This is a genomic window from Mycobacterium sp. 852014-50255_SCH5639931 (assembly GCF_001665605.1).
In the GTDB taxonomy this organism is placed as follows: Bacteria; Actinomycetota; Actinomycetes; order Mycobacteriales; family Mycobacteriaceae; genus Mycobacterium; species Mycobacterium paraffinicum.
Genome location: NZ_LZSV01000031.1, coordinates 153,294 through 178,378, shown reverse-complemented (window position 1 = coordinate 178,378; position 25,085 = coordinate 153,294). Strand labels below are relative to the sequence as shown.

Here is a 25,085-nt window from a genome sequence, read left to right as displayed (position 1 = left end):
CTTTGCCCGCCAGGGGCCGGGCCCCGACGATACGTCGGTGATGCGGGCACACCCCACACGGATTCGTCAGTCGGTCAGGAAAGCGACAGCCTTCGCCGAGAAGTCGGTGTGGTACTGGAAGATCCCGCCGTGGCCGGAGTTCGGGTAGATGATGAGTTGCGAACCGGGGATTCTGCGGTGCAGGTCCTCGGAGAGCACGGTCGGCACCATCCGGTCGTGGTCGCCGTTGGCGATGAGGGTCGGCTGGCTGATTCCCGACAAGACGGCCGGTGTCGAGCGCCCCCATTTCTTGATCGCCTTGAGTTGCCGCTGAAATGCTTTGATCGTGATCGGAGCGTCGCGATCCTCAGTGCGTTCCTCGAGGCGTTCTACGAACTCGCGGCCCGCGCGGCGGCCAGTGGCGTCGCGATTGAAGAAGAGATACTCCTTGGGATCGCGACGCGTGAGGGTCGCGCGAACCATGTCGTAGTAGGTGACCCCGGCCACCTTATCGATCGCCTTTCCGCCCGCTGGTCCGGTGCCGGTCAAGATCAGCTTGCGGACGACGTCCGGGTGCTTGAGCACGAGCGCCTGGGCGACCATGCCGCCGAGCGAGAACGCGAAGATGTCGACGGTGTGATGGCCGAGTGCCTGAATGAACATGTAAGCGTCATCGGCCATAGCCTCGACGGTCAACGGCACCTCACCACTGGAGGCGCCCACCCCGCGGTTGTCGAATGCGATGACGTGGTGGTGGGCGGCAATGGGATCGATGATGCGGGGATCCCAGTTATCCAGGGTCGCTGCGAGATGGACCAAGAACACCACGGGCACACCCCCTTTGGGGCCCAGTTCTCGATACACGAAGGTCACGCCGCCGGCGCTGACCGAGCGTGCCGGCGCATCGCGGTAGGACAGGATCAGGTCATCTTTGTGGTGCGTGTTGTTCATCGGACACTCCCTTTTCTTCGGTGGTTGACTCCTCGCCCAGAAAGCGCAAAACATCGGCGACGAAGGTCTCGTGGTACTGGAACACGCCGCCGTGGCCGGAGCGGGGATAGATCCTCAACTGCGCGTTGGGAATCCGTCGTGCCATGTCGGCGGAGAGGCTGCTTTCGACCATCAGATCGTGGTCGCCGTTGACGACAAGAACCGGTTGGGTGATCGCAGAGAGGTCGTCGGGGGCACTCAGGCCGGCCGCTCGGATCGCCTTCAGTTGCGCGACGCGGGCCTGAACCGATATGGGCTTGTCGCGGTCGAGCGCGCGTTCTTTCAGGCGGCGCAAATAATCGGACGCGGCACGCTTTCCCTCCGGGGTGCGGGGGAAGAACAGAAAGTTTCTTGGATCGCTACGCGTGAGCGCGGCTTTGAGATAGGCGATGACGAAGATCTTGGTGATCTGTTCGATGCCTCCTCCGCCGCGCGGCCCCGTTCCGGCCAGGATCATGCGTCGCACCAGGCTTGGTTCCTGCAGGGCAACCATCTGGGCGACGCCGCCGCCGAGTGAGAATCCCAGCAGATCCACGTGCGTCAGGCCTAGCGCCCGGACGAATGCGATGGCGTCCGCGCCCATCTGGTCGATGTTGCTGGGCACCTTGGAGCTCGTCGCGCCGACGCCCCGATTGTCGAACGCGATGACGTGGCGGTGCGCGGCGATGCCGTCGATGACTCGGGGATCCCAGTCGTCGAGCACCGCGGTCAGGTGGTGCAGGAAGACCACGGGAACACCTGCGCCGGTTCCGACCTCGCGGTAGGCGAAGTCGACGCCGTTGGCACGAATCTTGCGCGTGGGCGTGTCTTTCCAGGTGGCCATGTCATGCCTTTCGGTGTGTCCGCGACGCCGCGGTCGGTTATGTGCGGCGGACCGGCGGAAGGTCGGGGAATGCGGGGCCGGCGGAAACCTGCCAATCTTTGGCTGCCAGTCATAATATTATGACCGTAAGACAATGATGTATCATGAGTCAAGAGACGAGCTGGCCATTGGAGGACAAGGGATGGCGAGGTACGACACGGCGCACAAGGTCGAGACGCGGCGCCGGATCATCGAACGAGCGGGCCAACGGTTGAAGCGCGACGGCATCGACGGTTCCGGGATCGCGGCATTGATGGCGGACGCCGGGCTCACCAACGGCGCCTTCTACGCCCACTTCGGATCGAAAAATGACCTTGTGGCCAGCGTGGTGTCCGACCAGCTCCGAAACCAAGCGGCCGCGATGACGGCGCTACCGCCCGGCGGGGAATCGCTCGAGCATTTCATCCGCGAGTACCTTTCCGCGGATCACCGCGACCGCCCGGCGATCGGTTGTCCGTCGGCGGCGCTGCTCGATGAGATCGGCCGCTGCGACCGAGCGATCCGAGCCTCCTACACCCAGGGCGCGCAAGCCATCATCGACGCGGTGGCAGCCCATTTGTCGCCGGATGACCCGGCGGCCGCTCGCAGCAGGGCGACCGGGTTGTTCACACTTCTGGTCGGCAGCCTGCAACTCGCGCGGGCGGTCACCGACCCGGAACTGTCCGGCGACGTGCTGGAAGCAGGCATCAGCACCGCGCTTAACCTCCTCGGCAACCCAAGTCGGTCCTAGATCGCGCACCACCTGATCCCACCCATCTTCGAGAGGCGCGATGGCTGTGCAGAAACCAAGACAGCTCAACTCGCGATTTGTCTTGCTGGCGTCGCGCTACCTCAGCCGGGCCCACGCGTCCGTTTACCGCGTCAGCCAAGGACGCTTCGGGGGCAACCTGCGCATCGGAGCCGGCTTCCGCAAGCCCGCCCCAACGTTGTTGCTGGACCACCTAGGGCGTAAGTCCGGTAAGCGCTTCACGACGCCGTTGCTGTACATGAACGATGGTCCCAACGTCATCGTCGTCGCCTCGGCGGCAGGACGTGACGAGAACCCCCAGTGGTATCGCAACGTGTTGATCAATCCCGACACCCACATCACAGTTCGTGCCAAGCGCCGCGCCGTGACGGCGCGTCAAGCCGACGCCGACGAACGAGCGCGACTTTGGCCGCGACTCATCGACACCTACGCAGATTTCGAGTCATACCAGAGTTGGACCGACCGCGAGATCCCCGTCATCGTCCTAGAGCCGCGGTAGCCGGCTACGTCTCCCCGTCGACGTGTCGACGGGGCGCGATGCCCGACGGACCGCACTATTGAGACCCCCCGCCCCCCGTCACCAACCATTCGCCACGGGCCATGACAGTGACGATTCCCAGATCGCGATCCAGCACAACGAGATTGGCTTCATGGCCGGCGCGCAGGCTGCCCACCCGCTCCAGGCCGAGCGTCCGTGCCGGCGTCGCCGAGGTCGTCTGCGCCGCCACCGCCAGTCCCGCATCGGCATGCACCGCGCGGAACAGCCGGTCCATGGTCGCGGTGCTGCCCGCGATCGTCGACGTCCCGGCAACCCGCGCAACGCCGGAAACCACGTCGACGGCCACCGCGCCGAGGCGGAACGCCCCGTCACCCCGGCCGGCCGCGGCGATGGCGTCGGTGACGACGGCGACCCGCTCGGGCCCGGCGGCCCCGATCACCGCGCGCACGACGGCCGGGTGCACGTGCACGCCGTCGGCGATCAGTTCGACGGTGACTCCCGGGTGGCGCAGCAGGGCGAGCACCGGCCCGGGCTCGCGGTGGTGCAGCGGCGGCATCGCGTTGCACAGGTGGGTGCCGACCGTGGCGCCGAGTGCGATGGCGTGCTCGGTCTGCTCATAGGTGGCGTTCGTATGCCCCACCGCCACAACCACTCCGGCGCCGAGAAAGCGCCGGATCGCCTCGTCGGCCCCGGGCAGCTCGGGCGCCAGGGTGACCATCCGGATCGCGCCGGCGCCCGCGTCGAGCACGGCGTCGATCTCGGCCGGGTCCGGATCGCGTATCTGGGCCGGTTCGTGCGCACCGCAGCGGGCCCGGGAGAGCCACGGCCCCTCCAGGTGGATGCCGGCGACGGTGCCGTGCCGGGCGGCTTCGGCGAGCGCGCGCACGCCTGCGAGCAACTCCGCGGGCGAGGCGGTCACCAGGCTGGCGAGCGTCGTCGTGGTGCCGTGCCGCAGATGGAATTCGGCCGCCCCGGTGATGCCGCCGCGGTCGGTGTAGGAGGCGCCGCCGCCGCCGTGCACGTGCATGTCGATGAACCCGGGCACCACGGTGCCGTCGGGGAAGTCCGTGTCGGCCGGGCGGGGCGGGGCGCCCGCGCCGCAGGCCACGATCCGCCCGCCGTCCGTCTCCAGCCAGCCCGGCCGGCGGACCTGCCCGTCGAGCACCATGGTGCCGGCGGCGATCACTACCATCGCCCGCCGTTTTCCCAGAAGTGCCGGATTTCCTCCAGCTGGCGGCCCTTGGTCTCCGGCGCAAACCGGTAGACGACGACGAATGCGACTACTGCCAGGGCGGCGAACACTGCGAAAGTGCCTGCGCCACCGAGGGAATGCAGCATGGTGAGGAACACGGCGGCGATGATCGCGTTGGCCACCAGGTTGGAGGTGAGCATCGTGCTCGACCCGATTGACCGCAACCGGGACGGGAAGCTCTCGCTGGCGTACACCCAGCCCAGGGACCCGAACCCCATGGTGTAGCCGATGATGAACAGCAGTATGCCGGCGAAGCCGAGTGCCGCGCCGCCGATGCCCCGCCCGAACACGCCCATCAGCACGACGTCGGCGGCGATCATCATGGCGATGCCGGACAACAGGATTGGGCGCCGGCCCACCCTGTCGACGAGCAGCAGCGATGCGCCCACGGCGGCCAACCCGGCGACCTGGACCAGGGCCGGCAGCGCCAGCAGCGCGAAGTTGCCCGCGAAGCCCATCGCTTGGAATATCCGTGGGCTGTAATAGATGATCGCGTTGATGCCGGTGATCTGGATCAGGAAGCCGAGCGTGACCACGAAGGCGGTGGCCCGCGCATACGGCGGGCGCAGCATCTCGGACCAGCCGCCGCTCCCTTCGCCCAGGGCGCGGCCGATCTCGGCGAGCTCCTCGTCGACCCGGGCGTCGGGCTCGACGCGCAGCAACGCCCGGCGGGCCTCGTCGGGCCGGCCCTTCAGCACGTACCACCGCGCCGTGTCGGGCGCGCGAATGAGCAACGGCAGCAACAACATTGCGGGCACGGTGGCCAGCCCCAGCATCCAGCGCCAGCTGTGGGTGCCGGCCAGTAGATATCCGGTCAGGTAGCCGACGATGAGCCCGCTGACGATGGCCAGTTGATAGGCGGTCAGCAGCGACCCGCGCACCGCCGTCGGGGCCGATTCCGCGATGTATACCGGCACGACCACCACCGCCACGCCGAGGGTCAGGCCCAGCAGGAGCCGCGCGGCCAACAGCATGGGCAGCGAGACCGAGAGCGCACCGAGCAGCGCGAACGCCGCGTAGGCGACCAGCAGCAGCACCACCGATTTCTTGCGCCCGATCGCGTTGGCCAGCACGCCCGCACCGAGCGCCCCGGCGATCTGGCCGATCACCACCATGGTCGTCAGCAGTTCCTGTTGCCGGGTGGACAACCCGAAGTCCTCGGTGACGTAGAGCTGCGCGCCGGCGATGATGGACAGGTCGTAGCCATAGATGACGCCGATGCTGGCGGCGGTCAACCCAACGGTCAGCCCCCGCGATCGGGCGGTCAACGGTGTTGGGGTCGGCGGTTCATCGAGCGTGCGACCATGATCAAACTAAACACGATGATGGTCCCGATGACGGCGACGCCCACCCGGATCGGCAGCGCATCCGCCGACGGGATGAACCCCGCGGCCTGCGCGCCGCTGCCCTGCCTGTCGGCCGCGCTGTCGCGTTTGGCGGGCGCCAGCGAGGGGTCGGGTTCGATCAGGTTGCCGACCTGGGTGCCCTGCGGCGTGCTGAATCCGTAGTCCAGCAGGTGCGCCGCCTGCTCCCACGGGGCAATCGGCTGCCGCGTCCCGTGCAGCAGCACGGCCATCAAGCGGCGCCCGTTGTGGTTGGCCGCGCCCACGAAGGTCTGGCCGGCGTCGTCGGTGTAACCGGTCTTGCCGCCCAGGGCGCCCGGGTACTTGTAGAGCAGCTGGTTGTCGTTTTCCAGTTCGTAGCCGGGGTGGTCGCCGTGGCCGGGGAAGTCGAACGTCCGCGTCGCGACGATGTCGGCGAAAGTCGGGTTCTGCCAGGCGTAGCGGTAGAACAGGCCGATGTCGTAGGCCGACGTGCTCATGCCGGGCCCGTCCAGCCCGGACGGCGTCACCACCCGAGTGTCCTTGCCGCCGAGCTTGGCGGCCAGCACGTTGATCTTCTCCACCGCCTGCTGCATGCCGCCGAGCTGCATGGCCAGCGCGTGCGCGGCGTCGTTGCCGGAGTGCATCAGCAGGCCGTGCAGCAGCTGGTTGACGGTGAACACCCCGCCCTCTTCGACGCCGACCTTGGTGCCCTCGGCGGCCGCGTCGTCGGCGGTGCCGGGTACCGCCTTGTTCAGGTTGAGCGCATTTATGGCGGCCATCGCGACCAGCACCTTGATGATGCTGGCGGGGCGGTGCCGGCCGTGCGGGTCCTTCGCGGCGATCACCGCGCCGCTGTCCAGGTCCGCCACCAGCCACGCGTCGGCGGAGACGTCGTTGGGCAGCGCCGGCGTATCGGGCGCGGCGACGATGCCGCAGCCGGCCAGCGCCTCGCCGCCTACCGGCTTGGCGGGCACCGCCAGCGGGATCGGCGGGTCGCCGGCCTGGGGAACCTCCGACGAATCCACCGCGGGTGGGGTGTTCACCTTGAAGGGGCAGTTCGCGGGTGCGGCGTTGGGTCCGCCGCCCGGCTCGGCACGGGCGGCGGGTAAGGCCGCGGGCGCGGCGAGCGTCACCGGGGCGGCGATCAGGAAAACGGCCGCTGCCAGGCACGATGCGGGGCGTAGGAAGTTCATTGCTTGTGCAGACTAGGCGATTGTGGGCCCGATTCGAGGGAGCCGCGCTGTGACTGGTGAGACGGAAGTTGCGAGAGCGCCGGACCGCGCGAGAACGCCGCCGAGCCACTACGCTGGGCATGCCGTCAGCGTGACAGCAACGAATCTCCCCGCCGAGACCCGAGGGCCCGCCATTCACACCGATCGTTTCTGGTCCCGGTTGCGGCGGAACCGCGACGCTCCGCGGTCGCTGCAACAGCTGATCAAGGAAGTCGAGAAGTCAACGCAGGTCCGCCGCTCCGGCCTGGAAGGCGTGCTGACCGAATTGCAGCAGCATCGTGACGCCACGTCCGACGCCGGCCTGCGCGAGGCGCTCACCTGGCTGTGCAACTCGGTAACCCGGATGGTGACCAACCCGACGGCGGCGCATTCCCGGGAGGTTCTGGTTGCGGCCGACGCGGTGAAGCGCCGCTAAATCTTGTTGAACGCCTCCGCGAGCACGCCGCGCAAAACCGATTCGATGGTGTCGAACTCGGCCTGACCGCTGATCAGCGGCGGCGCCACCTGGACGACGGGATCGCCGCGGTCGTCGGCGCGGCAATACAGGCCCGCTTCGAAGAGTGCCGGCGACACATAGCCGTGCAGCACCCGTTCGCACTCTTCCGTGCTGAACGTTTCCTTGGTCGCCTTGTCCTTGACCAGCTCGATGCCGTAGAAGTAGCCCTCGCCGCGCACGTCGCCGACGATGGGCAGGTCGTAGAGCCGCTCCAGGGTGGTCCGGAAGGCGGACGCGTGTTGCTTGACGCGGTCGTTGAGGCCCTCGCGCTCGAAGATGTCGAGGTTGGCCAACCCCACGGCCGTCGAAACCGGGTGTCCGCCAAAGGTATAGCCGTGCGGAAATACGGTCGCCCCGTCGTTGAACGGCTCGAACAGTCTCTCGCTGGCGATCATCGCGCCCAGCGGCGAGTAGCCGGACGTCAGCCCCTTGGCGCAGGTGATCATGTCGGGCACGTAGCCGAAGTCTCCGATGTCAGATGAGCAGGCGAACATCGACCCGATGCGGCCGAACGCGCAGATCACCTCGTCGGAGACCAGCAGCACGTCGTACTCATCGCAGATCTGCCGCACCCGTTCGAAATAGCCCGGGGGAGGGGGGATGGCGCCGCCCGCGTTCTGCACCGGTTCCAGGAACACCGCGGCGACCGTCGCCGGGCCCTCGAACTCGATCGCCTCGGCGATCCGGTTGGCGGCCCATTGCCCAAACGCCTTGGGGTCGTTGGCGAACGGGTCGGGCGCACGGTAGAAGTTCGTGTTGGGCACCCGGAATCCGCCGGGCGTCACCGGTTCGAACGGCGCCTTGTACGAAGGGAGGCCGGTGATCGCGAGGGCGCCCTGGGTGGTGCCGTGATAGGCGATCGACCGCGAAATCACCTTGTGCTTACCGGGTTTGCCGGTCAGCTTGAAGTACTGCTTGGCCAGCTTCCACGCGGTCTCGACGGCCTCGGTGCCGCCCGTGGTGAAGAACACCCGGTTCAGGTCGCCCGGAGCGTAGCGCGCCAGGCGCTCGGCGAGCTCGACCGCGGTCGGGTGGGCGTAACCCCACAGCGGGAAGTACGCGAGCGTGCTCGCCTGCCGCGCGGCGACCTCGGCGAGTTCGGTGCGGCCGTGGCCGACCTGCACGGTGAACAGCCCGGACAGCGCATCGAGGTAGCTCTTGCCGCGGTCGTCGAAGATGGTCACGCCGTCGCCGCGGACGATGATCGGCGGCGTGATGCCGGAGCCGTGCCGGGCGAAGTGCAGCCAGAGGTGTTCTGTCATGGTGTCTGCGAGACTAGCCGCGCTAGGCTCGCGATATGACCGAGACCGAACAGGTCTCATTATTCGAATCCTTGCGGCCGCACCTCATGGCGGTCGCCTACCGGCTCACCGGCACGGTGGCCGACGCCGAGGACATCGTCCAGGAAGCCTGGCTGCGCTTCGACGGGCAGGAAGCCACCATCACCGACCCGCGGGCATGGCTGACCACGGTGGTGAGCCGGCTGGGCCTGGATAAGCTGCGCTCGGCCGCGCACCGGCGCGAGACCTACACCGGCAACTGGCTGCCGGAGCCGGTGGTGACCGGGCTCGACCCCGCTGATCCGCTGGCCGCCGTGGTGGCCCGCGAAGACGCCCGGTTCGCGGCGATGGTGGTGCTCGAACGCCTCTCGCCCGACCAGCGGGTCGCCTTCGTGCTGCACGACGGGTTCGCGGTGCCCTTCGCCGAAGTGGCCGGAGTGCTGGGCACCAGCGAGGCCGGCGCCCGCCAGCTGGCGTCGCGGGCCCGCAAGGCGGTCGCGGCCGAACCGCCGCCGAAGCCCGACCCGTCGCACGACGAGGTCGTCGGTCGGCTGCTGGCCGCCATGGCCGCCGGCGACCTGGACACCGTGGTCTCGCTGCTGCATCCCGACGTCACCTTCACCGGCGATTCGAATGGCAAGGCGCCCACGGCCGTTCAGACTATTCACGGCCCGGACAAGGTGGTCCGGTTCATGCTGGGCCTGGCGCAGCGCTACGGACCGGCGATGTTCACCTCGTATCAGCTGGGGCTGGTCAACGGCGAACTGGGTGTCTACACCGCCGGTTGCCCGGCGTCCGACGGCTACCGGGAGATGCTGCCGCGGATCACGGCGTTGACGGTGCGCGATGGAAAGGTCTGCGCGCTTTGGGATATCGCCAACCCGGACAAGTTCACCGGCTCTCCGCTGCGGTCTCGCTAGCCCAGGGCACGCGGCAGGCATCCCCGGAGTTGAAGCCCTGCTCGGTGATGCCCAGCGCGGTGTTCATCCGGGCCCGCATGTTCTCCACGCCGATCTGATAGGTCAGCTCGATCACGCCGGCATCGCCGAACCGGGCCCTCAGGTCGGCGACCTGCTCGTCGGTGACGGTGTGCGGATCGGTCGTCATCGCGTCGGCATAGCGGATTGCGGCGCGCTCGTCGTCGGTGAAAGCCGTTGAGGTGGCGTAATTGTCGACCTCTTTGAGCCGCTCGACGTCGAGGCCGTCCAGGCGCTGCAGCATCGACCCGAAGTCGACACACCAGGAGCAGCCGACGCTGCGCGCGGTCCACAACACCGCCAGCTCACGCACGCTGACCGGCAGCACCTTGGACGCGCGGTCGATCATCGTCTCATGCACAACGCCGGCGACCATCAGCTTGCGATGGTGGGCGGCCACGGTGAACGGTTCGGGAACCTGGCCGTAGCGCCGCGCGGCGATCCGGTACATCGCGCGGGTCAGCAGCCCGGCGCGCTGGGGGGACAGGGGCTCGATGCGGGTTTTCTGTGTCATACCCCTGAGACGAGACGGGCCGCGAAAGTGTGACGGTCGGATTGTGCCTCGTCGACCGCCCGAGAGTCGTAGCATGCGGCTAGCCACTCGGCATCGATGACCAGTGGTTGGCGATGGGGGTCGACGATGACCGCGCTGTTCAGCCCATGGTGGCGGGCCGATCAGTATGACTGGCTTTCCGGTTACCTCGCTTCGCGGCGCCTGAGCGGCGCCACCCGGGCCGTGATGGCGTTGATCGCCGCGTCGATGGTGCTGTGCCTTCTCGCTCTGCTCGCCGGCTCGGACGGTCCCCGCGGGCCGGTTCCGGTAACGATGATGTGGACTGCCGTCGCCGGCGGTGCGGCGGGGGTGTTGCTGTGGATATTGCGCTGGCCCACCCGCTGCCAGTCGGTCGTCTTCGCCATTACGTGCAACACCGCCGTCGCCCTGGCGTGCCTGGCGCACCCCAACCCGCTGGCCGCCCTGATCGGCTGCATCGCCTTCGCCACCTTCGGCGCCTACATGGCGTTCTTCCACACCACGGGCTTCGTGCTCTACAACTTCGCGGTCGCCGCCGCGGTCGGCTCCTGGGAGGCGTTGTCGCTGGCCCGAACCGGCCACCCCAGCCTGGCCGGGGTGGATCTGTGGCTGGTGATCGAGGTCAACATCGCCCTGCCGTTGGCGATCCGGGTCCTGGTGCGCGCCCTGTCGGGCGATCTGCTGACCGCGGACCGCGACCCGTTGACCGGCCTGCTCAACAGGCGCGCATTCCAGCACGAGGCGCTGGGGATGATCGTGGCGCGCCGGGGCATCGACTCCCACCTCGTGGTCATGCTCGTCGACCTCGACAATTTCAAAGCCCTCAACGACAGGTGTGGCCACGCCGCCGGCGACCACGCGCTGGTCCAAGTCGCCAAGGCGCTGTTGGCCGCCGCCGACAACCAGGCGGTGGTGGCGCGAAGCGGCGGTGAGGAGTTTCTGTTGGCCGGCACGTCCGCGGGCTGCAACGCCGAGTCCCTGGCCGCGCGGATGTGCCGGGCCATCGCGGCGTCGGCGGCGGGGGTCACCGCCAGCATCGGCACCGCCTGCGCCCGCCTGGACGACACCGCGGCCGAGCCGCACGCCCTCCTGGGCGAGTTGGTCACCGCCTCAGATACCGCGATGTACCAGGCTAAACGGTTGGGGGGCAACCGAAGTAGTCATCACGAACTCTGTTGAGCCGCGCGGGGTCAGCGGGTGAACATCAGCGCGCGCTTGACTTCTTGGATCGCCTTGGTGATCTGGATCCCGCGCGGGCAGCACTCGGTGCAGTTGAACGTGGTGCGGCACCGCCACACGCCGTCCACCTCGTTGAGGATGTCGAGACGCTCGGCGGCGGCCTCGTCGCGGCTGTCGAAGATGAAGCGGTGCGCGTTGACGATCGCCGCCGGGCCGTAGTAACTGCCCTCGTGCCAGAACACCGGGCAGCTGGTGGTGCAGGCCGCGCACAGGATGCACTTGGTGGTGTCGTCGTAGCGGGCGCGGTCGGTGGGGCTCTGAATGCGTTCCCGTGTCGGCGGATTCCCGCTGGTGACCAGGTACGGCTTGACCGCGCGGTAGGCGTCGAAGAACGGCTCCATGTTGACCACCAGGTCCTTCTCCACCGGCAGGCCACGGATGGGTTCCACCGTGATGGTCAGCTGCTTGCCCTTCTTCTCGGGCAACAGGTCGCGCATCAGCACCTTGCAGGCCAGCCGGTTCACGCCGTTGATGCGCATGGCGTCCGAGCCGCACACCCCGTGGGCGCAGGAGCGCCGGAAGGTCAGCGTGCCGTCCAGGTAGCTCTTGATGTAGATCAGCAGGTTGAGCAGCCGGTCGCTGGGCAGGCACGGCACCCGAAAGCTTTGCCAACCACCGGTTTCCGCGAAGGCATCGGGATTGTCGGGGTTGAATCGCGCGATCTTCAACGTCACCATCACCGCCCCCTCGGGGATGGGCGGAAGTGGCGGCTCGACGCGGGGTTCGACAGACTCGCCTGCAGTCATCAGTACTTCCGTTCCTTCGGTTCGTAGCGGGTCTGCACGACGGGTTTGAAGTCCAGCGCGATGTCGCTCAGCAGGTCGGCGCCCTGCTTGTAGGCCATGGTGTGGCGCATGTAGTTGACGTCGTCGCGGTTCGGGTAGTCCTCCCGGGCATGCCCGCCCCGGGACTCCTTGCGGTTCAGCGCCCCCACCACGGTGACCTCGGCGAGCTCCAGCAGGAAGCCCAGCTCGATGGCCTCCAGCAGGTCGCTGTTGAAGCGCTTTCCCTTGTCGTGCACGGTGATTCGGGAATAGCGCTCCTTGAGCGCGTGGATGTCGGTCAGTGCCTGCTTCAGCGTCTCCTCGGTGCGGAACACGGCGGCGTTGTTGTCCATCGACTGCTGCAGTGCGCCGCGGATGTCGGCCACGCGTTCGTTGCCGTGCTCGTTCAGGATGTCGCCGACCCAGCCGACCACCATCGCCTCCGGGTTGGGCGGCATGTCGACGAAGTCGTGCCCGTCGGCGTAATCCGCGGCGGCGATGCCGGCGCGGCGGCCGAAGACGTTGATGTCCAGCAGCGAGTTGGTGCCCAGCCGGTTGGCCCCGTGCACCGACACGCAGGCGCACTCGCCGGCCGCATACAGGCCCGGCACCGTAGAAGTGTTGTCCCGCAACACCTGTCCGGTGACGGTGGTGGGGATGCCGCCCATCACGTAGTGACACGTCGGGTAGACCGGGACCAGCTCGTGCACGGGGTCCACGCCCAGGTAGGTGCGGGCGAACTCGGTGATGTCGGGCAGCTTGGCCTCGAGCACGTCCTCGCCGAGGTGGCGGACGTCGATGTAGACGTAGTCCTTGTGCGGGCCGGCGCCGCGGCCCTCCAGTACCTCCAAAACCATCGAGCGGGCGACGATGTCGCGCGGCGCCAGGTCGACGATCGTCGGCGCGTAGCGCTCCATGAACCGCTCGCCCTCGCCGTTGAGCAGCCGGCCGCCCTCACCGCGCACGGCTTCGGAGATGAGGATGCCCAGCCCGGCCAGGCCGGTCGGGTGGAACTGGTGAAACTCCATGTCCTCCAACGGAAGTCCCTTGCGGAACACGATCCCGATGCCGTCACCGGTGAGCGTGTGTGCGTTGGAGGTGGTCTTGTACATCCGGCCCGACCCGCCGGTCGCGAGGACCACGGCCTTGGCGTGAAAGACGTGGATCTCGCCGGTTGCCAACTCGTAGGCCACCACGCCGGTGGCCACCGGGCCCCTCGGCGTCTCCGTCAAAACCAGGTCCAGCGCATAGAACTCGTTGAAGAACTGCACGTCGTGCTTGACACAGTTCTGGTAGAGGGTCTGCAGGATCATGTGGCCGGTGCGGTCGGCTGCGTAACACGCCCGGCGCACCGGGGCCTTGCCGTGTTCGCGGGTGTGCCCACCGAACCGGCGCTGGTCGATGCGGCCCTCGGGGGTGCGGTTGAACGGCATCCCCATCTTCTCGAGGTCGAGCACCGCGTCGATGGCTTCCTTGCACATGATCTCCACCGCGTCCTGGTCGGCGAGGTAGTCGCCGCCCTTGACGGTGTCGAAGGTGTGCCATTCCCAGTTGTCGTCCTCGACATTGGCCAGCGCCGCGCACATCCCGCCCTGGGCGGCCCCGGTGTGGCTGCGGGTGGGGTAGAGCTTGGTCAGCACCGCGGTCCGCACGCGTGGGCCGGCTTCCACCGCCGCGCGCATGCCGGCGCCGCCGGCGCCGACGATCACCACGTCGTAGCGGTGTTGCTGGATCACCGGTCAGCCTCCGATATTCGGGTCGAATGTCACCAGCACATAGGTGCCCAGCACCAACGTGAAACCCATCGACAGCAGCAGCAGGCTGTTGAGCCAGAAGCGGGTGCTGTCCTTGCGGCTGTAGTCGTCGATGATGGTGCGCAGGCCGTTGCCGCCGTGCAGCTGCGCCAGCCACAACAGCGCCAGATCCCAGAATTGCCAGAACGGCGAGGCCCAGCGCTGCGCCACGTAGTTGAAGTCGATGCGGTAAACGCCGTTGTCCCACATCAGCATGATGAACAGGTGTCCGACGGCCAGGATGATCAGCGCGACTCCGGAGAACCGCATGAACAGCCACGCGAACTTCTCGAAGTTGGGGATGCCGGCCCGGCGGCGCGGCGAGCGCGGGTTGTCGAGGCTGGCCGGCCGGTCGTGGCTGCGCTGGTGCACCGGGGCGACCTGGCCCCGGCCCAGCTGCAGGTCGGGGGCGCTCATCGGAGGTGCTCCCAGATATGGATGCCGGTCACCACGCCGGCCGGAACCATGAGCAGCAGGAAGACGACGCCGACGATCCAGAACATCAGCTTCTGGTAGCGGGTGCCCTCGGACCAGAAGTCGATGAGGATGACGCGGATGCCGTTCAGCCCGTGGAAGAGCACCGCGGCCACCAGCCCGTACTCCATCAGGCCGACGACCGGGGTCTGATAGTCGTGGATCACCGCGTTGTAGGTCTGCGGGCTGACCCGCAGCATCGCGGCGTCCAGCACGTGGACGAACAGGAAGAAGAAGATGGTCGCGCCGCTGATGCGATGCAACACCCACGACCACATGCCCGGGTCGCCCCGATACAGGGTCCGGGGTGGACGCCGCTTGCGCGAGGGCGCAGATTCTTTTGCCGGATCCGCGGTTGTCGCCTGTGTGGTCACCCAGTCCTCACCGCCTTCTGACATCAAGCCGGGCAGTTCAGCCTAACCCGGCCGGGGGACCGCCTGCGCCGCACAGTCCGCCAAGCGAAGTGACATGTCAGAGCTAGGCTGACCGTCTGACGTAGCAAGAGCTGAGCGAGGTTGCGATATGCCTGATGTCGATTGGAACATGTTGCGCCACAAGGCAATCAGTGCTGCCGCGAGGGCCTACGCGCCGTATTCCCGGTTCCCGGTGGGGGCGGCCGCGCTGGTGGACGACGGGCGCGTGGTCACCGGTTGCAATGTGGAAAACATCTCATATGGCCTTGGTCTCTGTGCCGAATGCGGTGTGGTGTGCGCCCTGTACGCGACCGGCGGCGGCCGGCTGATCGCGCTGGCCTGCGTCGACGGGCAGGGGTCCCCGCTGATGCCGTGCGGGCGATGCCGCCAGCTGCTGCTGGAGCACGGCGGCCCCGACCTGCTGGTCGACCATCCGGCCGGGCCGCGCCGCCTCGGCGAGCTCCTGCCCGACGCCTTCAGCGCCGACCTGCCGCGGGAACCCCGTTGACCGACTACGCATTCGACGCGCCGACGGTGATCCGAACCAAGCGCGACGGCGGCCGGCTGTCCGAGGCCGCCATCGAATGGGTCGTCGACGCCTACACCCACGGCCGGGTCGCCGAGGAGCAGATGTCGGCGCTGCTGATGGCGATCTTCCTGCGCGGCATGGACCGCGGCGAGACCGCCAGCTGGACCGCGGCGATGCTGGCGTCCGGCGAACGGCTCGACTTCCGCGACCTGGGTAAGCCCACTGTGGACAAGCACTCCACGGGCGGCGTGGGGGACAAGATCACCCTGCCCCTGGTGGCCGTCGTGGCCGCCTGCGGCGCCGCGGTGCCGCAGGCGTCGGGGCGGGGGCTCGGGCACACCGGCGGCACCCTGGACAAGCTCGAGTCCATCGCCGGGTTCACCGCCGCCCTGTCCAACCGGCGGGTGCGCGACCAACTCCGCGATGTGGGCGCAGCCATCTTCGCGGCCGGAGAGCTCGCGCCGGCCGACGCCAAGCTGTACGCCCTGCGCGACGTCACGGCCACCGTCGAGTCGCTGCCGCTGATCGCCAGCTCGGTGATGAGCAAGAAGCTGGCCGAGGGGACCGGCGCGCTGGTGCTCGACGTGAAGGTCGGTGCCGGGGCGCTGCTGCGCTCCGCGGACCGGTGCCGCGAGCTGGCCCACACCATGGTCGAGCTGGGTGCGGCGCACGGGGTGCCCACCCGCGCGCTGTTGACCGACATGAACGGCCCGCTGGGCGCGACCGTGGGCAACGCCCTCGAGGTCGCCGAGTCGCTGGATGTGCTGGCCGGCGGCGGCCCGCCCGACGTGGTCGAGCTGACGTTGCGGCTGGCCGCCGAGATGCTCGAGCTGGCCGGGGTCGACGGTCGCGACCCCGCCGAGACGCTGCGCGACGGCACCGCGATGGACCGGTTCCGCCGGCTCATCGCCGCCCAGGGCGGCGATTTGTCGGTTCCGTTGCCGATCGGTGCGCATTCCGACACCGTGACCGCCGCCCGGGGCGGCACAATGGGCGATATCGACGCGATGGCAGTGGGGCTGGCGGCTTGGCGGCTCGGTGCGGGCAGGTCCCGTCCGGGCGAACGGGTGCAGGCCGGCGCCGGCATCCGGATCCACCGCCGCCCCGGCGAACCGGTCGCGGCCGGCGCGCCGCTGTTCACCCTCTACACCGACACCCCGGAGCGCTTCGCCGCGGCGCTGGCCGAACTGGACGGCGGCTACAGCATCGGCGACACGCCACCGGTCTCGCGCCCGCTGATCATCGATCGGATCGTCAAGTGACCACACCCCTGGGACTCGAGCAGATCAAGAAGGCACCCAAGGCGCTGCTGCACGATCACCTCGACGGGGGGCTTCGCCCGTCCACGGTGGTCGAGATTGCCGGCCAGACCGGCTACGACGGGCTGCCCACCACCGACGTCGACGAGCTGGCCACCTGGTTTCGCACCCAGTCGCACAGCGGCTCGCTGGAGCGCTACCTGGAGCCGTTCTCGCACACCGTTGCGGTGATGCAGACGTCCGACGCTCTGCATCGCGTCGCCTACGAATGCGTGGAGGACCTGGCCGCCGACTCGGTCGTCTACGCCGAAATCCGATTCGCGCCCGAGCTGCACATCGACCGTGGGCTGTCCTTCGACGAGATCGTCGACGCCGTGTTGGCCGGCTTCGCCGACGGCGAGAAGGCCTGCGCCGCCGCGGGCCGGCCGATCGTGGTGCGGCTGCTGGTCACGGCCATGCGGCACGCCGCGGTGTCCCGGGAGATCGCCGCGCTGGCAATCCGGTTCCGGGACAAGGGAGTTGTCGGATTCGACATCGCCGGCGCCGAGGCCGGGAACCCCCCAACGCGGCACTTGGACGCCTTTGAGTACATGCGAGACCACAACGCGCGCTTCACCATTCACGCGGGGGAGGCATTCGGCCTGCCGTCCATTCACGAGGCGATCGCCTTCTGCGGCGCCGACCGCTTGGGCCACGGGGTGCGCATCGTCGACGATATCGACGTCCTCGGTGACGGCCGGGTTCGGCTCGGCCGGCTGGCATCGATATTGCGGGACAAGCGAATTCCGTTGGAGCTGTGCCCGAGCTCCAACGTGCAGACCGGCGCGGTGAAAAGCATTGCGGACCACCCGTTCGACCTGTTGGCCCGCACCCGGTTCCGGGTGACCGTGAACACCGACAACCGGCTGATGAGCGATACCACGATGAGCCTCGAAATGTGCCGACTGGTCGAGGCTTTCGGTTACGGCTGGAGCGACCTCGAGCGGTTCACCATCAATGCGATGAAGTCGGCGTTCCTCCCGTTCGACGAGCGGCTGGCGATCATCGACGACGTGATCAAACCGCGTTACGCCGTACTGATCGCAGGCTGACGCCGCTCGCCCGAAACACGGGCGAGCGGCGCAGCTTTCGGCTCAGCGGGTAAGGCGCGTGCCGGTGCGACGACCCGTCAGCGCCTCGTAGAGAGCGATGAGGACGATGGCGGCGCCGACTCCGATGAAGAACGGAATCCACGCGATGCCACCGTTGGCGTTGTGGTATCCGAACTGGCTGGCGACCGCCGAGCCGATCAAACCGCCTACGGCGCCGATCACGACGGTCATGATCATGCCGACGTTCTGCTTGCCCGGCATCACCAGGCGGGCGACCACACCGACGATCGCGCCCACGATGATGGCGAGGATGATGGATCCGACCATTTCAGCTCCTGTCGTAACGGCACCCGGGGTGGGCGCCATCTGCGAGAAGGATTTCCCCGAAAAGACGGACTTCTAACACAATTCGTGTGGAAGTCAGTTCAGGTCGGCCGCGAACCCGATCGCGCGCACCGTGCCGGCCAGGTGGATCTGCACCGCGCGCAGCGCCCGCTGGGCGTCGCCGTCGCGCACTGCCTCGGCGATATCGCGGTGCTCGTCGAGGATCGTCGTCACCCGGTCGGGGTCGCGAAGCGCCGATTCGCCGATCATCCTCATCTGCCGATCCCGCAGGGACCCATAGAAACCCGACAAGATGGCGTTCCCCGACTCGGCCAGAGTGACGGCGTGGAAGGAGCGGTCGGCGTCGAGAAACTCGGCCCAGTCGGTGCGGTCGACGGCGGCACGCTGCCGTTGCAACTCGCCCGACAGCCGCTCGAAAACCGCGGCGCACGCGGCGGGCCCGCGGCCCACCACCTTGGTGGCGGCGAACTGCTCGAGGAGCAGCCTCGCCTCCATCACCGAGCGGACCTCGTCGGGCGAAACGGGCACCACCAGGGCGCCGCGCTGCGGGTACAGGCGCAGCAACCCCTCGGCCTCCAGCCGCAGGAACGCCTCGCGCACCGGGGTGCGCGACATCCCCAGCGCGGTGGCCACGTCACCCTCGCTGATCAGCTCCCCGCCCGGGAACGCGCCGGTGAGGACCTGCGTCTTGACGTAATCCAGCGCGCGGTCCTTGGCCGTGCCCGGCCGCGGGTCACTCGTTGCCACGGCAGCCTTCCGGTAGCTAAGTCGTATCCCAGCGTGTGGTGACGGTACACCCGACGGCCTACCGGCTGGGCCGTACCGCGTCGCACCCCGCCAACATTGACAAACTGGCAACTGAGATACAAGATAGATACGAGAAAAACATGAGACGCACCCCAGTCGCGAACGGTCCGAAGGAGACGCGAATGTCCGTCACCGAAACAGCCCTGACCCCAAACCTGGATCCGACGATTCCCGCGCCGATGATCAACGTGGCCGAGTACGGCTTCGAAGGTCGCTTCCAGGACTGGGCCTCCGACGCCGAGTATTTCGAGTACTCCAAGGCCGCCAACCCCATCGGCTCGGGACACGTCCCGCAGGTTCCGGTTACCCGGTTCGATGCGGATGTCTACACCGACCGGCCCACCGGGGTGATCCCGCTGGATCTGTCCAAGGAGCTGCAGATCGAGACCGGCGCGGCGACCAGCCCCGCGCTGCTGGCCAACTTCGTGCGAATCCGGCCGGGCGAGCAGGTCGACACCAGCCCCAACGCCACCTCGCAGCTGTACTACGTGCTCTACGGGCGCGGCTTCGCCGCGGTCAACGGCCACCTGGTCCAGTGGGAGAAGGGCGACTTCCTCACCCTCCCCGCGGGCACCCAGTCGGTCTTCTACGCCGCCGCCGACACGGCCATGTACTGGGTGCACGACGAGCCGCTGATGCGATACCTCGGCGCCGAAGCCACCCAGCCGCGGTTCCGGGCGACCAAGTTCCGCCGTTCGGATGCGGTGGCCAAGCTGGAGGAGATCGCGTCGCGCCCCGGCGCCAACGAGAAGAGCCGGGTCAGCGTGCTGCTGGCCAACGCCAACCAAGAACAGACGCTGACCATCACCCACGTCCTGTGGGCCATGTTGGGGGTGCTGCCCCCGAACCAGGTGCAGCGCCCGCACCGGCACCAGTCGGTCGCCCTCGACCTCATCCTCGATGCGCCGGCCAGCGGCTGCTACACGCTGCTGGGCACCCGCCTCGACGAGCACGGCGACATCGCCGACCCGACCCGGGTGGACTGGCGGGCCGGCTGCGCCTTCACCACCCCGCCGGGCATGTGGCACGCCCACTACAACGAGACCGACGAGCCCGCACACCTGATCCCGATCCAGGACGCCGGGCTGCAGACCCACCTCCGCAGCCTCGACATCAAGTTCACGCAGCGCCGCGACCTCGTCGCCGGCTGACCCGGCGGGCCGTGCGCGGTCCACAGTTCGCGCATAGTGTGGCTGCACATGAAGTTGCCCCTGCTGGGCCCCGTCTCGGTCACCGGCTTCCAGAACGCGTGGTTCTTCCTGTTCCTGTTGCTCGTTCTGCTGGTCCTGGGCCTCTACGTCGTGCTGCAGTTCGCCCGCCGCCGGCGGGTGCTGCGGTTCGCGAACATGGAGGTGCTCGAGCGGGTCGCACCGGCGCACCCGAGCCGGTGGCGGCACGTGCCGACCATCCTGCTGGCCGTGTCGCTGGTGCTGCTGACCACCGCGATGGCCGGGCCGACCTCCGACGTCCGGATCCCGCTCAACCGCGCGGTCGTCATGCTGGTTATCGACGTGTCGGAGTCCATGGCCTCCACCGACGTCCCGCCCGACCGGCTGACCGCCGCCAAGGAGGCCGGCAAGCAATTCGCCGACGACCTGACGCCGGCCATCAACCTGGGGCTGGTGGAGTTCGCGGCAAACGCCTCGCTGCTGGTCTCCCCGACCACCAACCGCGCGGCCGTGAAGGCGGCGATCGACAACTTGAAACCGGCCCCCAAGACCGCGACGGGTGAAGGTCTCTTCACCGCGCTGCAGGCCATCGCGACGGTCGGCTCGGTGATGGGGGGCGGCGACGGCCCGCCGCCGGCGCGCATCGTGCTGGAGTCCGACGGCGCCGAGAACGTGCCGCTGGATCCCAACGCCCCGCAGGGGGCGTTCACCGCCGCCCGGGCCGCCAAGGCCGAGGGTGTGCAGATCTCGACGATCTCCTTCGGGACGCCTTACGGCACGGTCGAGTACGAGGGCGCCACCATCCCGGTTCCCGTCGACGACCAAACGCTGCAGAAGATCTGCGAGATCACCGACGGCCAGTCGTTCCACGCCGACAGCCTCGAGTCGCTGAAGAACGTCTATTCGACGCTGCAGCGCCAGATCGGCTACGAGACCGTTAAGGGCGACGCCAGCCTGGCGTGGATGCTGTTGGGGGCCGTCGCGATGGCCGGCGCCATCCTGGCCGGCCTGTTCCTGAACCGCCGGCTGCCCTCCTGAGCGATCAGACCGGGAGCCGCCGGTTGATCAGCAGCGCCAGCGCCGTCGCGATCAGGGCGGTGATGACGCCCAGGCGCAACCACCCGGCGCTGCCCGGTCCCGGCACCGTGCGGTAGCCGATGTCCTTCTCGATCGCGTTGTAGCTCTTGGAGAGCTCGGCGACGTTGCTGGCGGTGTACGACTGCCCGCCGGACAGCTTGGCGATCATCTTCATCTGGTCCGTCGCGACCGGGACGGCGACCCGCTGCCCGTCCATCTCGATCTCGCCGGTCTTGGTGCCGAACGAGATCGTCGAGATGGGCACCCCTTCGTCGCGGGCCAGCCGCGCCGCGGTGTAGACCCCGTCATGCGGATCGCTGGGGTTGGACGGCTTGTTCTCCTTGCCGTCGGAGAGCAGCACGATGCGGGCCGGCGGCGGGGTGTCGCCTCCGGTGATCGCGGTAGCGCTCACCGCGTGCAGGGCGGTGAAGATGGCCTCGCCGGTGGCCGTGCTGTCGGCGAAGTCGAGTTTCTTCAGGGCGTCGATGGTCGCCTGGTGCTGCGGCGTCGGCGGCACCAGCAGGTACGGCGTGCCCGCGAAGCCCACCAGCCCGAGGTTGATGCCGGGCGTGAGCTGGCTGGCGAACTGGCTGGCCGCCTCCTCGGCGGCCTTGAGCCGGTTCGGTGGGACGTCGGTTGCCCGCATGGACTGCGACATGTCGATGACCAGCACGATGACGGCCCGGTTGCGCGGGATGCGCATGTCGTGGGTCGGGGTGGCCAGCGCGATGGTCAGCAGGACCAGGCTGAGCAGTGAGACGGCGATCGGAATGTGCCGCGTCGGCGACTGTGGCACGGTCGCCTCGGTGAACCGTCGCAGCCGGCGCCGGCGGCGAGCCTGGACGAGGAGGTAGACCGCGAGCAGAGCCAGCGGGAGCAAACCGAACAACAGCATGCCCGGGCGTTGAAAGCCGTACAGCGGTAACGGGCCGATCCCGGGAAGCGACACCCGCCAGTAAAGAGGAGACGCGGGGGCCCGTCAAACGGGGGCTATTCGCGCCTGAGCCGGCCGTCGACGAATTGCTCCAAGTTCTCCCATTCCCGCACCGCCGCGGCGTACGGCGCCGAGGGCTTGCCGACCGAGCCGGGCTCGAGCACGTAGGCCACCAGCTTGCCCAGCGGGCGGCCCGTCTCCAGCGCCTTGTCGACCGTGCCTTCCTCCGAGTAGTCGCCGATGTCGCGGAGCAGTTCGACGGCCAGGTCCAGCTGGTCGCGGTCCACGGCGTCCGGCCCGTCGGCGATGTCGTCGGCCAGCCCGCTGAGCACGTAGATGTTGTCCTCGGTGACCTTGACTTCCAGCGAACCGTCGGTGGCGGCGGTGCGGATGTCGTCGTAGGTGCTCAGGTCGGCCAGGTCGTGGTCGTGCTCGTCGGCGAGGTAGCGGGCCAGCGCCCGCTCGGAGGTGAACACGCTGATGCGCCCGTTGCGGCCCAGGAAGATCGGGCGGTCGTCGAGGTAGCACCGCAGGGTGTAGAAGGTGCCCGAACTCGTCATGATCCGAACCGGATCGATGCCCACCTGCTGCCAGAAATCCTCGTCGCTTCCCAGGATCACGGTGTCCACGGCCGCGCGGGGTTCCTCGGCGTCGGCCTCCACGGGCTCGTCGGCCTCGTCGTCGACGTCCTCGTCGGCGTCCTCGTCGGCCTCGGCGACGGCCTCGGTGTCGTCTGCTTCTTCTTCCTCGGGCTCTTCGGCCAGCTCGTCGGCGGCCTTGGCCGACAGCTTGGTGTCCACCTCGGGGGTGGTGACGATGTCTTCGATCGCGCTGAGCACGTCGTCCCAGCTGCGCCCGATGATCTCGCCGAGCGCGTTCCAGCGTTTGAGGCCGGCCTTGCCGCTGAAGTGGTCGATCCCGCCCGACACGGTGCCCAACGTGGGATTGCCGTTGAAGAACTTCGAGACCGCCGCGAGCTCGCACACCGACCCGATGGACGAGACGAGCGCCAGCGTGCGGGCCAGCCCGCTCACCGACTCCTCGGTCGGCTTCTCCGACACCAGCTCCTCGACCGCGACCAGATCGAACTGCTTGTCGGCGGCCGGTGCGAACTTGTGCGCGTGCGCCGCGGTCAGGTCCTTCCACGCCGGGTGGTCAACCAGGTCGTTGTCGGTGTCCGAGCGCACGAACGCGACCAGGTCGGCGACGGAGGAGAAGACATACAGGTCCTCGTCCTTGCCCAGGAACGCCTCCCACTCGTCGCCGGCGTCCCGCCAGCGGGGCGCCCACACGGTGTAGCGGTCACCGTCGGAGAGGCTCAGGCGAATGGGCACGAGGTCAGCAGCCATGCGGCACACAATAGCGACGGCCGGGGAGGGGGCCTGCCGTCGGGAGCGGCTAGCCCCAGATATCGGTGATCGGTGGCGCGCTGGCCGCGTATCCGGTTTTGGGCAGGCCGTACATCTGCTCGATCGTGGACAGCACGTTGTAGTGGTTGATCTGTTCGCTGTAATTGCCGGGACGGACGTGCGCGCCGTAAAAGATCGTGGGGATCTGGTTTCGCGTCCCGCCGTCGTCCTCGTCGAACGTCACGATCAGCACGCTGTTGTTGGCCGCCGCCCAATTGGCGTAGCCCGACAGCTGGCGGTTCAGCCAGGCGTCCGCCTGAGCGATGGAGCCGTCGTGCATGTTGTTGTCGTTGTTGGGGATGACGAACGACACGGTGGGCAGGCTGGCGTAGTTGCCCATCGGGAAGGCGGAGAACGGCAGCGAGTTCGCCGGCGGCACGTTGGTGAAGTTGGCCCAGGGCACGTGTTTGCGCGCGTACTTGCCGGCGCTGCACGCCGGCGAGCCGACCGCGGGCAGGCCTTCGGCGAAGCCGACGAATGTGTGGCCCGCGGCCAGCAATTCGGAGCCCAGGTTGGGCGCGGCGCCGCCGTTGACCGGGCACTGGTCCGTGGTCACCCCGAAGGTGTTGCCGGCGAAGAGCGCCAGGTAATTCGGCTCGCTGGGGTGCGTTTCGGCGAACGACTGGACCATGTTGGCCCCACCCGCGGCCAGCGCGGTGATGAAGGGTGCCGACTTGTTGCCGATGATGCCGTTTTCGGAGCGGTTCTCCTCCACCACGATCACGATGTGCGCGGGTTGCGGAATGGCCGCTGCCACAAGGCCTATCCGCGGAGTCAGCGGGCTGGCCGCCAACGCGACCAAGGTCATCGCGCCGAGCAGCCCAAAGACTCGAAATGCCCTGCCCGTCAACCCTGTTGAACCCGTGATTCCGCTCAGCACTACGGGAGCATATGGGTCGACCCGGCGCGCCGCCTGTGGCGACGCGGGCGGCTTCAGCGGGGCGTTAGCGAAATGCGGCCGGATCGTTATATAAGGTCGAACACCGTGGAGGTGCGCGTTGTCGATCACCCGCTGGCGGTCGCCCGGCTGACGACGATGCGCGACGAACGCACCGACAACGAGGGTTTTCGGGCGGCGTTGCGGGATCTGACCGCCATGCTGATCTACGAGGCCACCCGGGACGCGCCCCGAGAGACCTTTCCGGTCCGCACGCCGCTGGCCGAGACGCAGGGAGTGCGGCTGGCCAAACCGCCCCTGCTGGTGCCGGTGCTGCGGGCCGGACTGGGCATGGTGGACCAGGCGCTCGCGCTCCTGCCGCAAGCCCGGGTCGGATTCGTCGGCGTGGCCCGCGACGAGGAAACCCATCGGGCGACTGGGTATTTCGAGTCGCTGCCCGACGAGCTGGCCGGTCTGCCGGTGTTCGTCATGGATCCGATGCTGGCCACCGGCGGGTCGTTGCAGTACACCGTCGGCCTGCTGCTGGAGCGCGGTGCGACCGACATCACGGTGTTGTGCGCGGTGGCCGCACCCGAAGGCGTTGCCGCGCTTGAGAAGAAGGCGCCCGAGGCGCGCCTGTTCACCGTGGCGGTCGACGACGGGCTCAACGAGAACGCCTACATCGTGCCGGGTCTCGGCGACGCGGGCGACCGTCAATACGGGCCGCGCTAAC

General features: G+C 68.3%; 26 protein-coding genes and 1 pseudogene. 11 read left to right on the top strand and 16 right to left on the bottom strand.

Annotated elements, in window-relative coordinates:
* Positions 1-66: 66 nt before the first annotated feature.
* On the bottom strand, positions 67-930 hold the full coding sequence (locus A5758_RS18395) for an alpha/beta fold hydrolase (RefSeq protein WP_067742813.1): 864 nt from the start codon (positions 928-930) through the stop codon (positions 67-69).
* Entirely contained in the window at positions 905-1,792 is an 888-nt protein-coding gene (locus A5758_RS18390) for an alpha/beta fold hydrolase (protein WP_067742810.1), read from the bottom strand. The genes A5758_RS18395 and A5758_RS18390 overlap by 26 nt, the downstream gene beginning before the upstream one ends.
* 181 nt (positions 1,793-1,973) lie before the next feature.
* Here A5758_RS18390 and A5758_RS18385 point away from each other — a divergent pair, with 181 nt between their 5' ends.
* Together A5758_RS18385 and A5758_RS18380 are read left to right on the top strand one after the other, a co-directional pair.
* Positions 1,974-2,561, top strand: a complete 588-nt coding sequence (locus A5758_RS18385) for a TetR/AcrR family transcriptional regulator (protein WP_067742807.1) — start codon at positions 1,974-1,976, stop codon at positions 2,559-2,561.
* A 40-nt stretch (positions 2,562-2,601) separates the two neighbouring features.
* A complete protein-coding gene (locus A5758_RS18380; protein WP_067742804.1) occupies positions 2,602-3,078 on the top strand; it encodes a nitroreductase family deazaflavin-dependent oxidoreductase in 477 nt (158 codons plus the stop codon).
* Positions 3,079-3,133: 55 nt separating this feature from the next.
* Here the strand turns inward: A5758_RS18380 and nagA are convergent, their stop codons facing one another.
* From nagA to A5758_RS18365, 3 genes are read right to left on the bottom strand one after another with little or no spacing between them, the layout of a single operon-like run.
* Positions 3,134-4,270 (bottom strand): N-acetylglucosamine-6-phosphate deacetylase, encoded by a 1,137-nt coding sequence (gene nagA, locus A5758_RS18375; RefSeq protein ID WP_067207574.1) that lies wholly within the window; start codon positions 4,268-4,270, stop codon positions 3,134-3,136.
* Positions 4,264-5,598 carry a sugar porter family MFS transporter gene (locus tag A5758_RS18370; protein WP_067207571.1) on the bottom strand — a complete coding sequence of 445 codons (1,335 nt, stop codon included), beginning with the start codon at positions 5,596-5,598 and terminating at the stop codon, positions 4,264-4,266. The genes nagA and A5758_RS18370 overlap by 7 nt, the downstream gene beginning before the upstream one ends.
* Positions 5,595-6,848 carry a D-alanyl-D-alanine carboxypeptidase family protein gene (locus A5758_RS18365; protein ID WP_067742801.1) on the bottom strand — a complete coding sequence of 418 codons (1,254 nt, stop codon included), beginning with the start codon at positions 6,846-6,848 and terminating at the stop codon, positions 5,595-5,597. Before A5758_RS18365 ends, A5758_RS18370 begins: the two co-directional genes overlap by 4 nt.
* 130 nt (positions 6,849-6,978) lie before the next feature.
* Here A5758_RS18365 and A5758_RS18360 point away from each other — a divergent pair, with 130 nt between their 5' ends.
* Entirely contained in the window at positions 6,979-7,302 is a 324-nt protein-coding gene (locus tag A5758_RS18360; protein WP_231987350.1) for a hypothetical protein, read from the top strand.
* Here A5758_RS18360 and A5758_RS18355 read toward each other — a convergent pair.
* Positions 7,299-8,645 (bottom strand): aspartate aminotransferase family protein, encoded by a 1,347-nt coding sequence (locus tag A5758_RS18355; RefSeq protein WP_067742799.1) that lies wholly within the window; start codon positions 8,643-8,645, stop codon positions 7,299-7,301. The two genes, A5758_RS18360 and A5758_RS18355, sit on opposite strands and share 4 nt — an antisense overlap.
* A 35-nt stretch (positions 8,646-8,680) precedes the next feature.
* Here A5758_RS18355 and A5758_RS18350 point away from each other — a divergent pair, with 35 nt between their 5' ends.
* A complete protein-coding gene (locus A5758_RS18350) occupies positions 8,681-9,583 on the top strand; it encodes a sigma-70 family RNA polymerase sigma factor (RefSeq protein ID WP_067742795.1) in 903 nt (300 codons plus the stop codon).
* Here the strand turns inward: A5758_RS18350 and A5758_RS18345 are convergent.
* Positions 9,555-10,187 (bottom strand): annotated as a pseudogene (locus A5758_RS18345) (carboxymuconolactone decarboxylase family protein); the annotation flags it as partial. The gene A5758_RS18350 and the pseudogene A5758_RS18345 sit on opposite strands and share 29 nt — an antisense overlap.
* 63 nt (positions 10,188-10,250) lie before the next feature.
* Here A5758_RS18345 and A5758_RS18340 point away from each other — a divergent pair.
* A complete protein-coding gene (locus A5758_RS18340; RefSeq protein WP_231987349.1) occupies positions 10,251-11,351 on the top strand; it encodes a diguanylate cyclase in 1,101 nt (366 codons plus the stop codon).
* An 11-nt stretch (positions 11,352-11,362) separates the two neighbouring features.
* Here A5758_RS18340 and A5758_RS18335 read toward each other — a convergent pair whose 3' ends face one another.
* The 4 genes from A5758_RS18335 to sdhC are packed head-to-tail and all read right to left on the bottom strand — an operon-like array spanning position 11,363 to position 14,720.
* Entirely contained in the window at positions 11,363-12,157 is a 795-nt protein-coding gene (locus A5758_RS18335) for a succinate dehydrogenase iron-sulfur subunit (protein ID WP_067742787.1), read from the bottom strand.
* On the bottom strand, positions 12,157-13,911 hold the full coding sequence (gene sdhA, locus A5758_RS18330) for a succinate dehydrogenase flavoprotein subunit (RefSeq protein ID WP_067742784.1): 1,755 nt from the start codon (positions 13,909-13,911) through the stop codon (positions 12,157-12,159). The genes A5758_RS18335 and sdhA overlap by 1 nt, the downstream gene beginning before the upstream one ends.
* A gap of 3 nt (positions 13,912-13,914) precedes the next feature.
* On the bottom strand, positions 13,915-14,385 hold the full coding sequence (locus A5758_RS18325) for a succinate dehydrogenase hydrophobic membrane anchor subunit (protein WP_066945393.1): 471 nt from the start codon (positions 14,383-14,385) through the stop codon (positions 13,915-13,917).
* Entirely contained in the window at positions 14,382-14,720 is a 339-nt protein-coding gene (gene sdhC, locus A5758_RS18320; RefSeq protein WP_066945389.1) for a succinate dehydrogenase, cytochrome b556 subunit, read from the bottom strand. Before sdhC ends, A5758_RS18325 begins: the two co-directional genes overlap by 4 nt.
* A gap of 244 nt (positions 14,721-14,964) precedes the next feature.
* On the opposite strand from sdhC, the gene A5758_RS18315 reads away from it, so the two are divergent.
* Genes A5758_RS18315 through A5758_RS18305 form a run of 3 tightly spaced genes read left to right on the top strand, consistent with a single transcriptional unit; the run spans position 14,965 to position 17,734 of the window.
* A complete protein-coding gene (locus A5758_RS18315) occupies positions 14,965-15,363 on the top strand; it encodes a cytidine deaminase (RefSeq protein ID WP_067742781.1) in 399 nt (132 codons plus the stop codon).
* Positions 15,360-16,646, top strand: a complete 1,287-nt coding sequence (locus A5758_RS18310; protein WP_067742777.1) for a thymidine phosphorylase — start codon at positions 15,360-15,362, stop codon at positions 16,644-16,646. Before A5758_RS18315 ends, A5758_RS18310 begins: the two co-directional genes overlap by 4 nt.
* Positions 16,643-17,734 (top strand): adenosine deaminase, encoded by a 1,092-nt coding sequence (locus tag A5758_RS18305; RefSeq protein ID WP_067207532.1) that lies wholly within the window; start codon positions 16,643-16,645, stop codon positions 17,732-17,734. The genes A5758_RS18310 and A5758_RS18305 overlap by 4 nt, the downstream gene beginning before the upstream one ends.
* 42 nt (positions 17,735-17,776) lie before the next feature.
* On the opposite strand, the gene A5758_RS18300 is transcribed toward A5758_RS18305, so the two are convergent.
* Both A5758_RS18300 and A5758_RS18295 read right to left on the bottom strand, forming a co-directional pair.
* Entirely contained in the window at positions 17,777-18,061 is a 285-nt protein-coding gene (locus A5758_RS18300) for a GlsB/YeaQ/YmgE family stress response membrane protein (RefSeq protein WP_067742775.1), read from the bottom strand.
* A gap of 93 nt (positions 18,062-18,154) precedes the next feature.
* Positions 18,155-18,826 (bottom strand): GntR family transcriptional regulator, encoded by a 672-nt coding sequence (locus A5758_RS18295; protein ID WP_067742772.1) that lies wholly within the window; start codon positions 18,824-18,826, stop codon positions 18,155-18,157.
* Between the two features lie 182 nt (positions 18,827-19,008).
* On the opposite strand from A5758_RS18295, the gene A5758_RS18290 reads away from it, so the two are divergent.
* Together A5758_RS18290 and A5758_RS18285 are read left to right on the top strand one after the other, a co-directional pair.
* A complete protein-coding gene (locus A5758_RS18290) occupies positions 19,009-20,037 on the top strand; it encodes a cupin (RefSeq protein ID WP_067742769.1) in 1,029 nt (342 codons plus the stop codon).
* Positions 20,038-20,085: 48 nt separating this feature from the next.
* Positions 20,086-21,093, top strand: a complete 1,008-nt coding sequence (locus A5758_RS18285; protein WP_067742898.1) for a VWA domain-containing protein — start codon at positions 20,086-20,088, stop codon at positions 21,091-21,093.
* A gap of 4 nt (positions 21,094-21,097) precedes the next feature.
* Here A5758_RS18285 and A5758_RS18280 read toward each other — a convergent pair whose 3' ends face one another.
* Genes A5758_RS18280 through A5758_RS18270 form a run of 3 tightly spaced genes read right to left on the bottom strand, consistent with a single transcriptional unit; the run spans position 21,098 to position 24,283 of the window.
* The gene (locus A5758_RS18280) at positions 21,098-22,081 is read right to left on the bottom strand and encodes a VWA domain-containing protein (protein ID WP_067742766.1); all 984 of its coding nucleotides are present in this window, start codon (positions 22,079-22,081) and stop codon (positions 21,098-21,100) included.
* Between the two features lie 41 nt (positions 22,082-22,122).
* Positions 22,123-23,415 (bottom strand): primosomal protein, encoded by a 1,293-nt coding sequence (locus tag A5758_RS18275; RefSeq protein WP_067742763.1) that lies wholly within the window; start codon positions 23,413-23,415, stop codon positions 22,123-22,125.
* A 49-nt stretch (positions 23,416-23,464) separates the two neighbouring features.
* Positions 23,465-24,283 carry an alkaline phosphatase family protein gene (locus A5758_RS18270; RefSeq protein ID WP_067742760.1) on the bottom strand — a complete coding sequence of 273 codons (819 nt, stop codon included), beginning with the start codon at positions 24,281-24,283 and terminating at the stop codon, positions 23,465-23,467.
* Positions 24,284-24,460: 177 nt separating this feature from the next.
* Here A5758_RS18270 and upp point away from each other — a divergent pair, with 177 nt between their 5' ends.
* The gene (gene upp / locus A5758_RS18265; RefSeq protein WP_067742757.1) at positions 24,461-25,084 is read left to right on the top strand and encodes a uracil phosphoribosyltransferase; all 624 of its coding nucleotides are present in this window, start codon (positions 24,461-24,463) and stop codon (positions 25,082-25,084) included.
* Position 25,085 lies beyond the last annotated feature (1 nt).

Bases quoted from the DNA above. Each gene is read 5' to 3' on its own strand.
- A5758_RS18395 (WP_067742813.1), bottom strand. From the start codon at position 930: ATGAACAACACGCACCACAAAGATGACCTGATCCTGTCCTACCGCGAT.
- A5758_RS18390 (WP_067742810.1), bottom strand. From the start codon at position 1,792: ATGGCCACCTGGAAAGACACGCCCACGCGCAAGATTCGTGCCAACGGC.
- A5758_RS18385 (WP_067742807.1), top strand. From the start codon at position 1,974: ATGGCGAGGTACGACACGGCGCACAAGGTCGAGACGCGGCGCCGGATC.
- A5758_RS18380 (WP_067742804.1), top strand. From the start codon at position 2,602: ATGGCTGTGCAGAAACCAAGACAGCTCAACTCGCGATTTGTCTTGCTG.
- nagA (WP_067207574.1), bottom strand. From the start codon at position 4,270: ATGGTAGTGATCGCCGCCGGCACCATGGTGCTCGACGGGCAGGTCCGC.
- A5758_RS18365 (WP_067742801.1), bottom strand. From the start codon at position 6,848: ATGAACTTCCTACGCCCCGCATCGTGCCTGGCAGCGGCCGTTTTCCTG.
- A5758_RS18355 (WP_067742799.1), bottom strand. From the start codon at position 8,645: ATGACAGAACACCTCTGGCTGCACTTCGCCCGGCACGGCTCCGGCATC.
- A5758_RS18350 (WP_067742795.1), top strand. From the start codon at position 8,681: ATGACCGAGACCGAACAGGTCTCATTATTCGAATCCTTGCGGCCGCAC.
- A5758_RS18340 (WP_231987349.1), top strand. From the start codon at position 10,251: ATGACCAGTGGTTGGCGATGGGGGTCGACGATGACCGCGCTGTTCAGC.
- A5758_RS18335 (WP_067742787.1), bottom strand. From the start codon at position 12,157: ATGACTGCAGGCGAGTCTGTCGAACCCCGCGTCGAGCCGCCACTTCCG.
- A5758_RS18325 (WP_066945393.1), bottom strand. From the start codon at position 14,385: ATGAGCGCCCCCGACCTGCAGCTGGGCCGGGGCCAGGTCGCCCCGGTG.
- sdhC (WP_066945389.1), bottom strand. From the start codon at position 14,720: ATGTGGTCGTGGGTGTTGCATCGCATCAGCGGCGCGACCATCTTCTTC.
- A5758_RS18315 (WP_067742781.1), top strand. From the start codon at position 14,965: ATGCCTGATGTCGATTGGAACATGTTGCGCCACAAGGCAATCAGTGCT.
- A5758_RS18300 (WP_067742775.1), bottom strand. From the start codon at position 18,061: ATGGTCGGATCCATCATCCTCGCCATCATCGTGGGCGCGATCGTCGGT.
- A5758_RS18290 (WP_067742769.1), top strand. From the start codon at position 19,009: ATGTCCGTCACCGAAACAGCCCTGACCCCAAACCTGGATCCGACGATT.
- A5758_RS18285 (WP_067742898.1), top strand. From the start codon at position 20,086: ATGAAGTTGCCCCTGCTGGGCCCCGTCTCGGTCACCGGCTTCCAGAAC.
- A5758_RS18275 (WP_067742763.1), bottom strand. From the start codon at position 23,415: ATGGCTGCTGACCTCGTGCCCATTCGCCTGAGCCTCTCCGACGGTGAC.
- A5758_RS18270 (WP_067742760.1), bottom strand. From the start codon at position 24,283: ATGACCTTGGTCGCGTTGGCGGCCAGCCCGCTGACTCCGCGGATAGGC.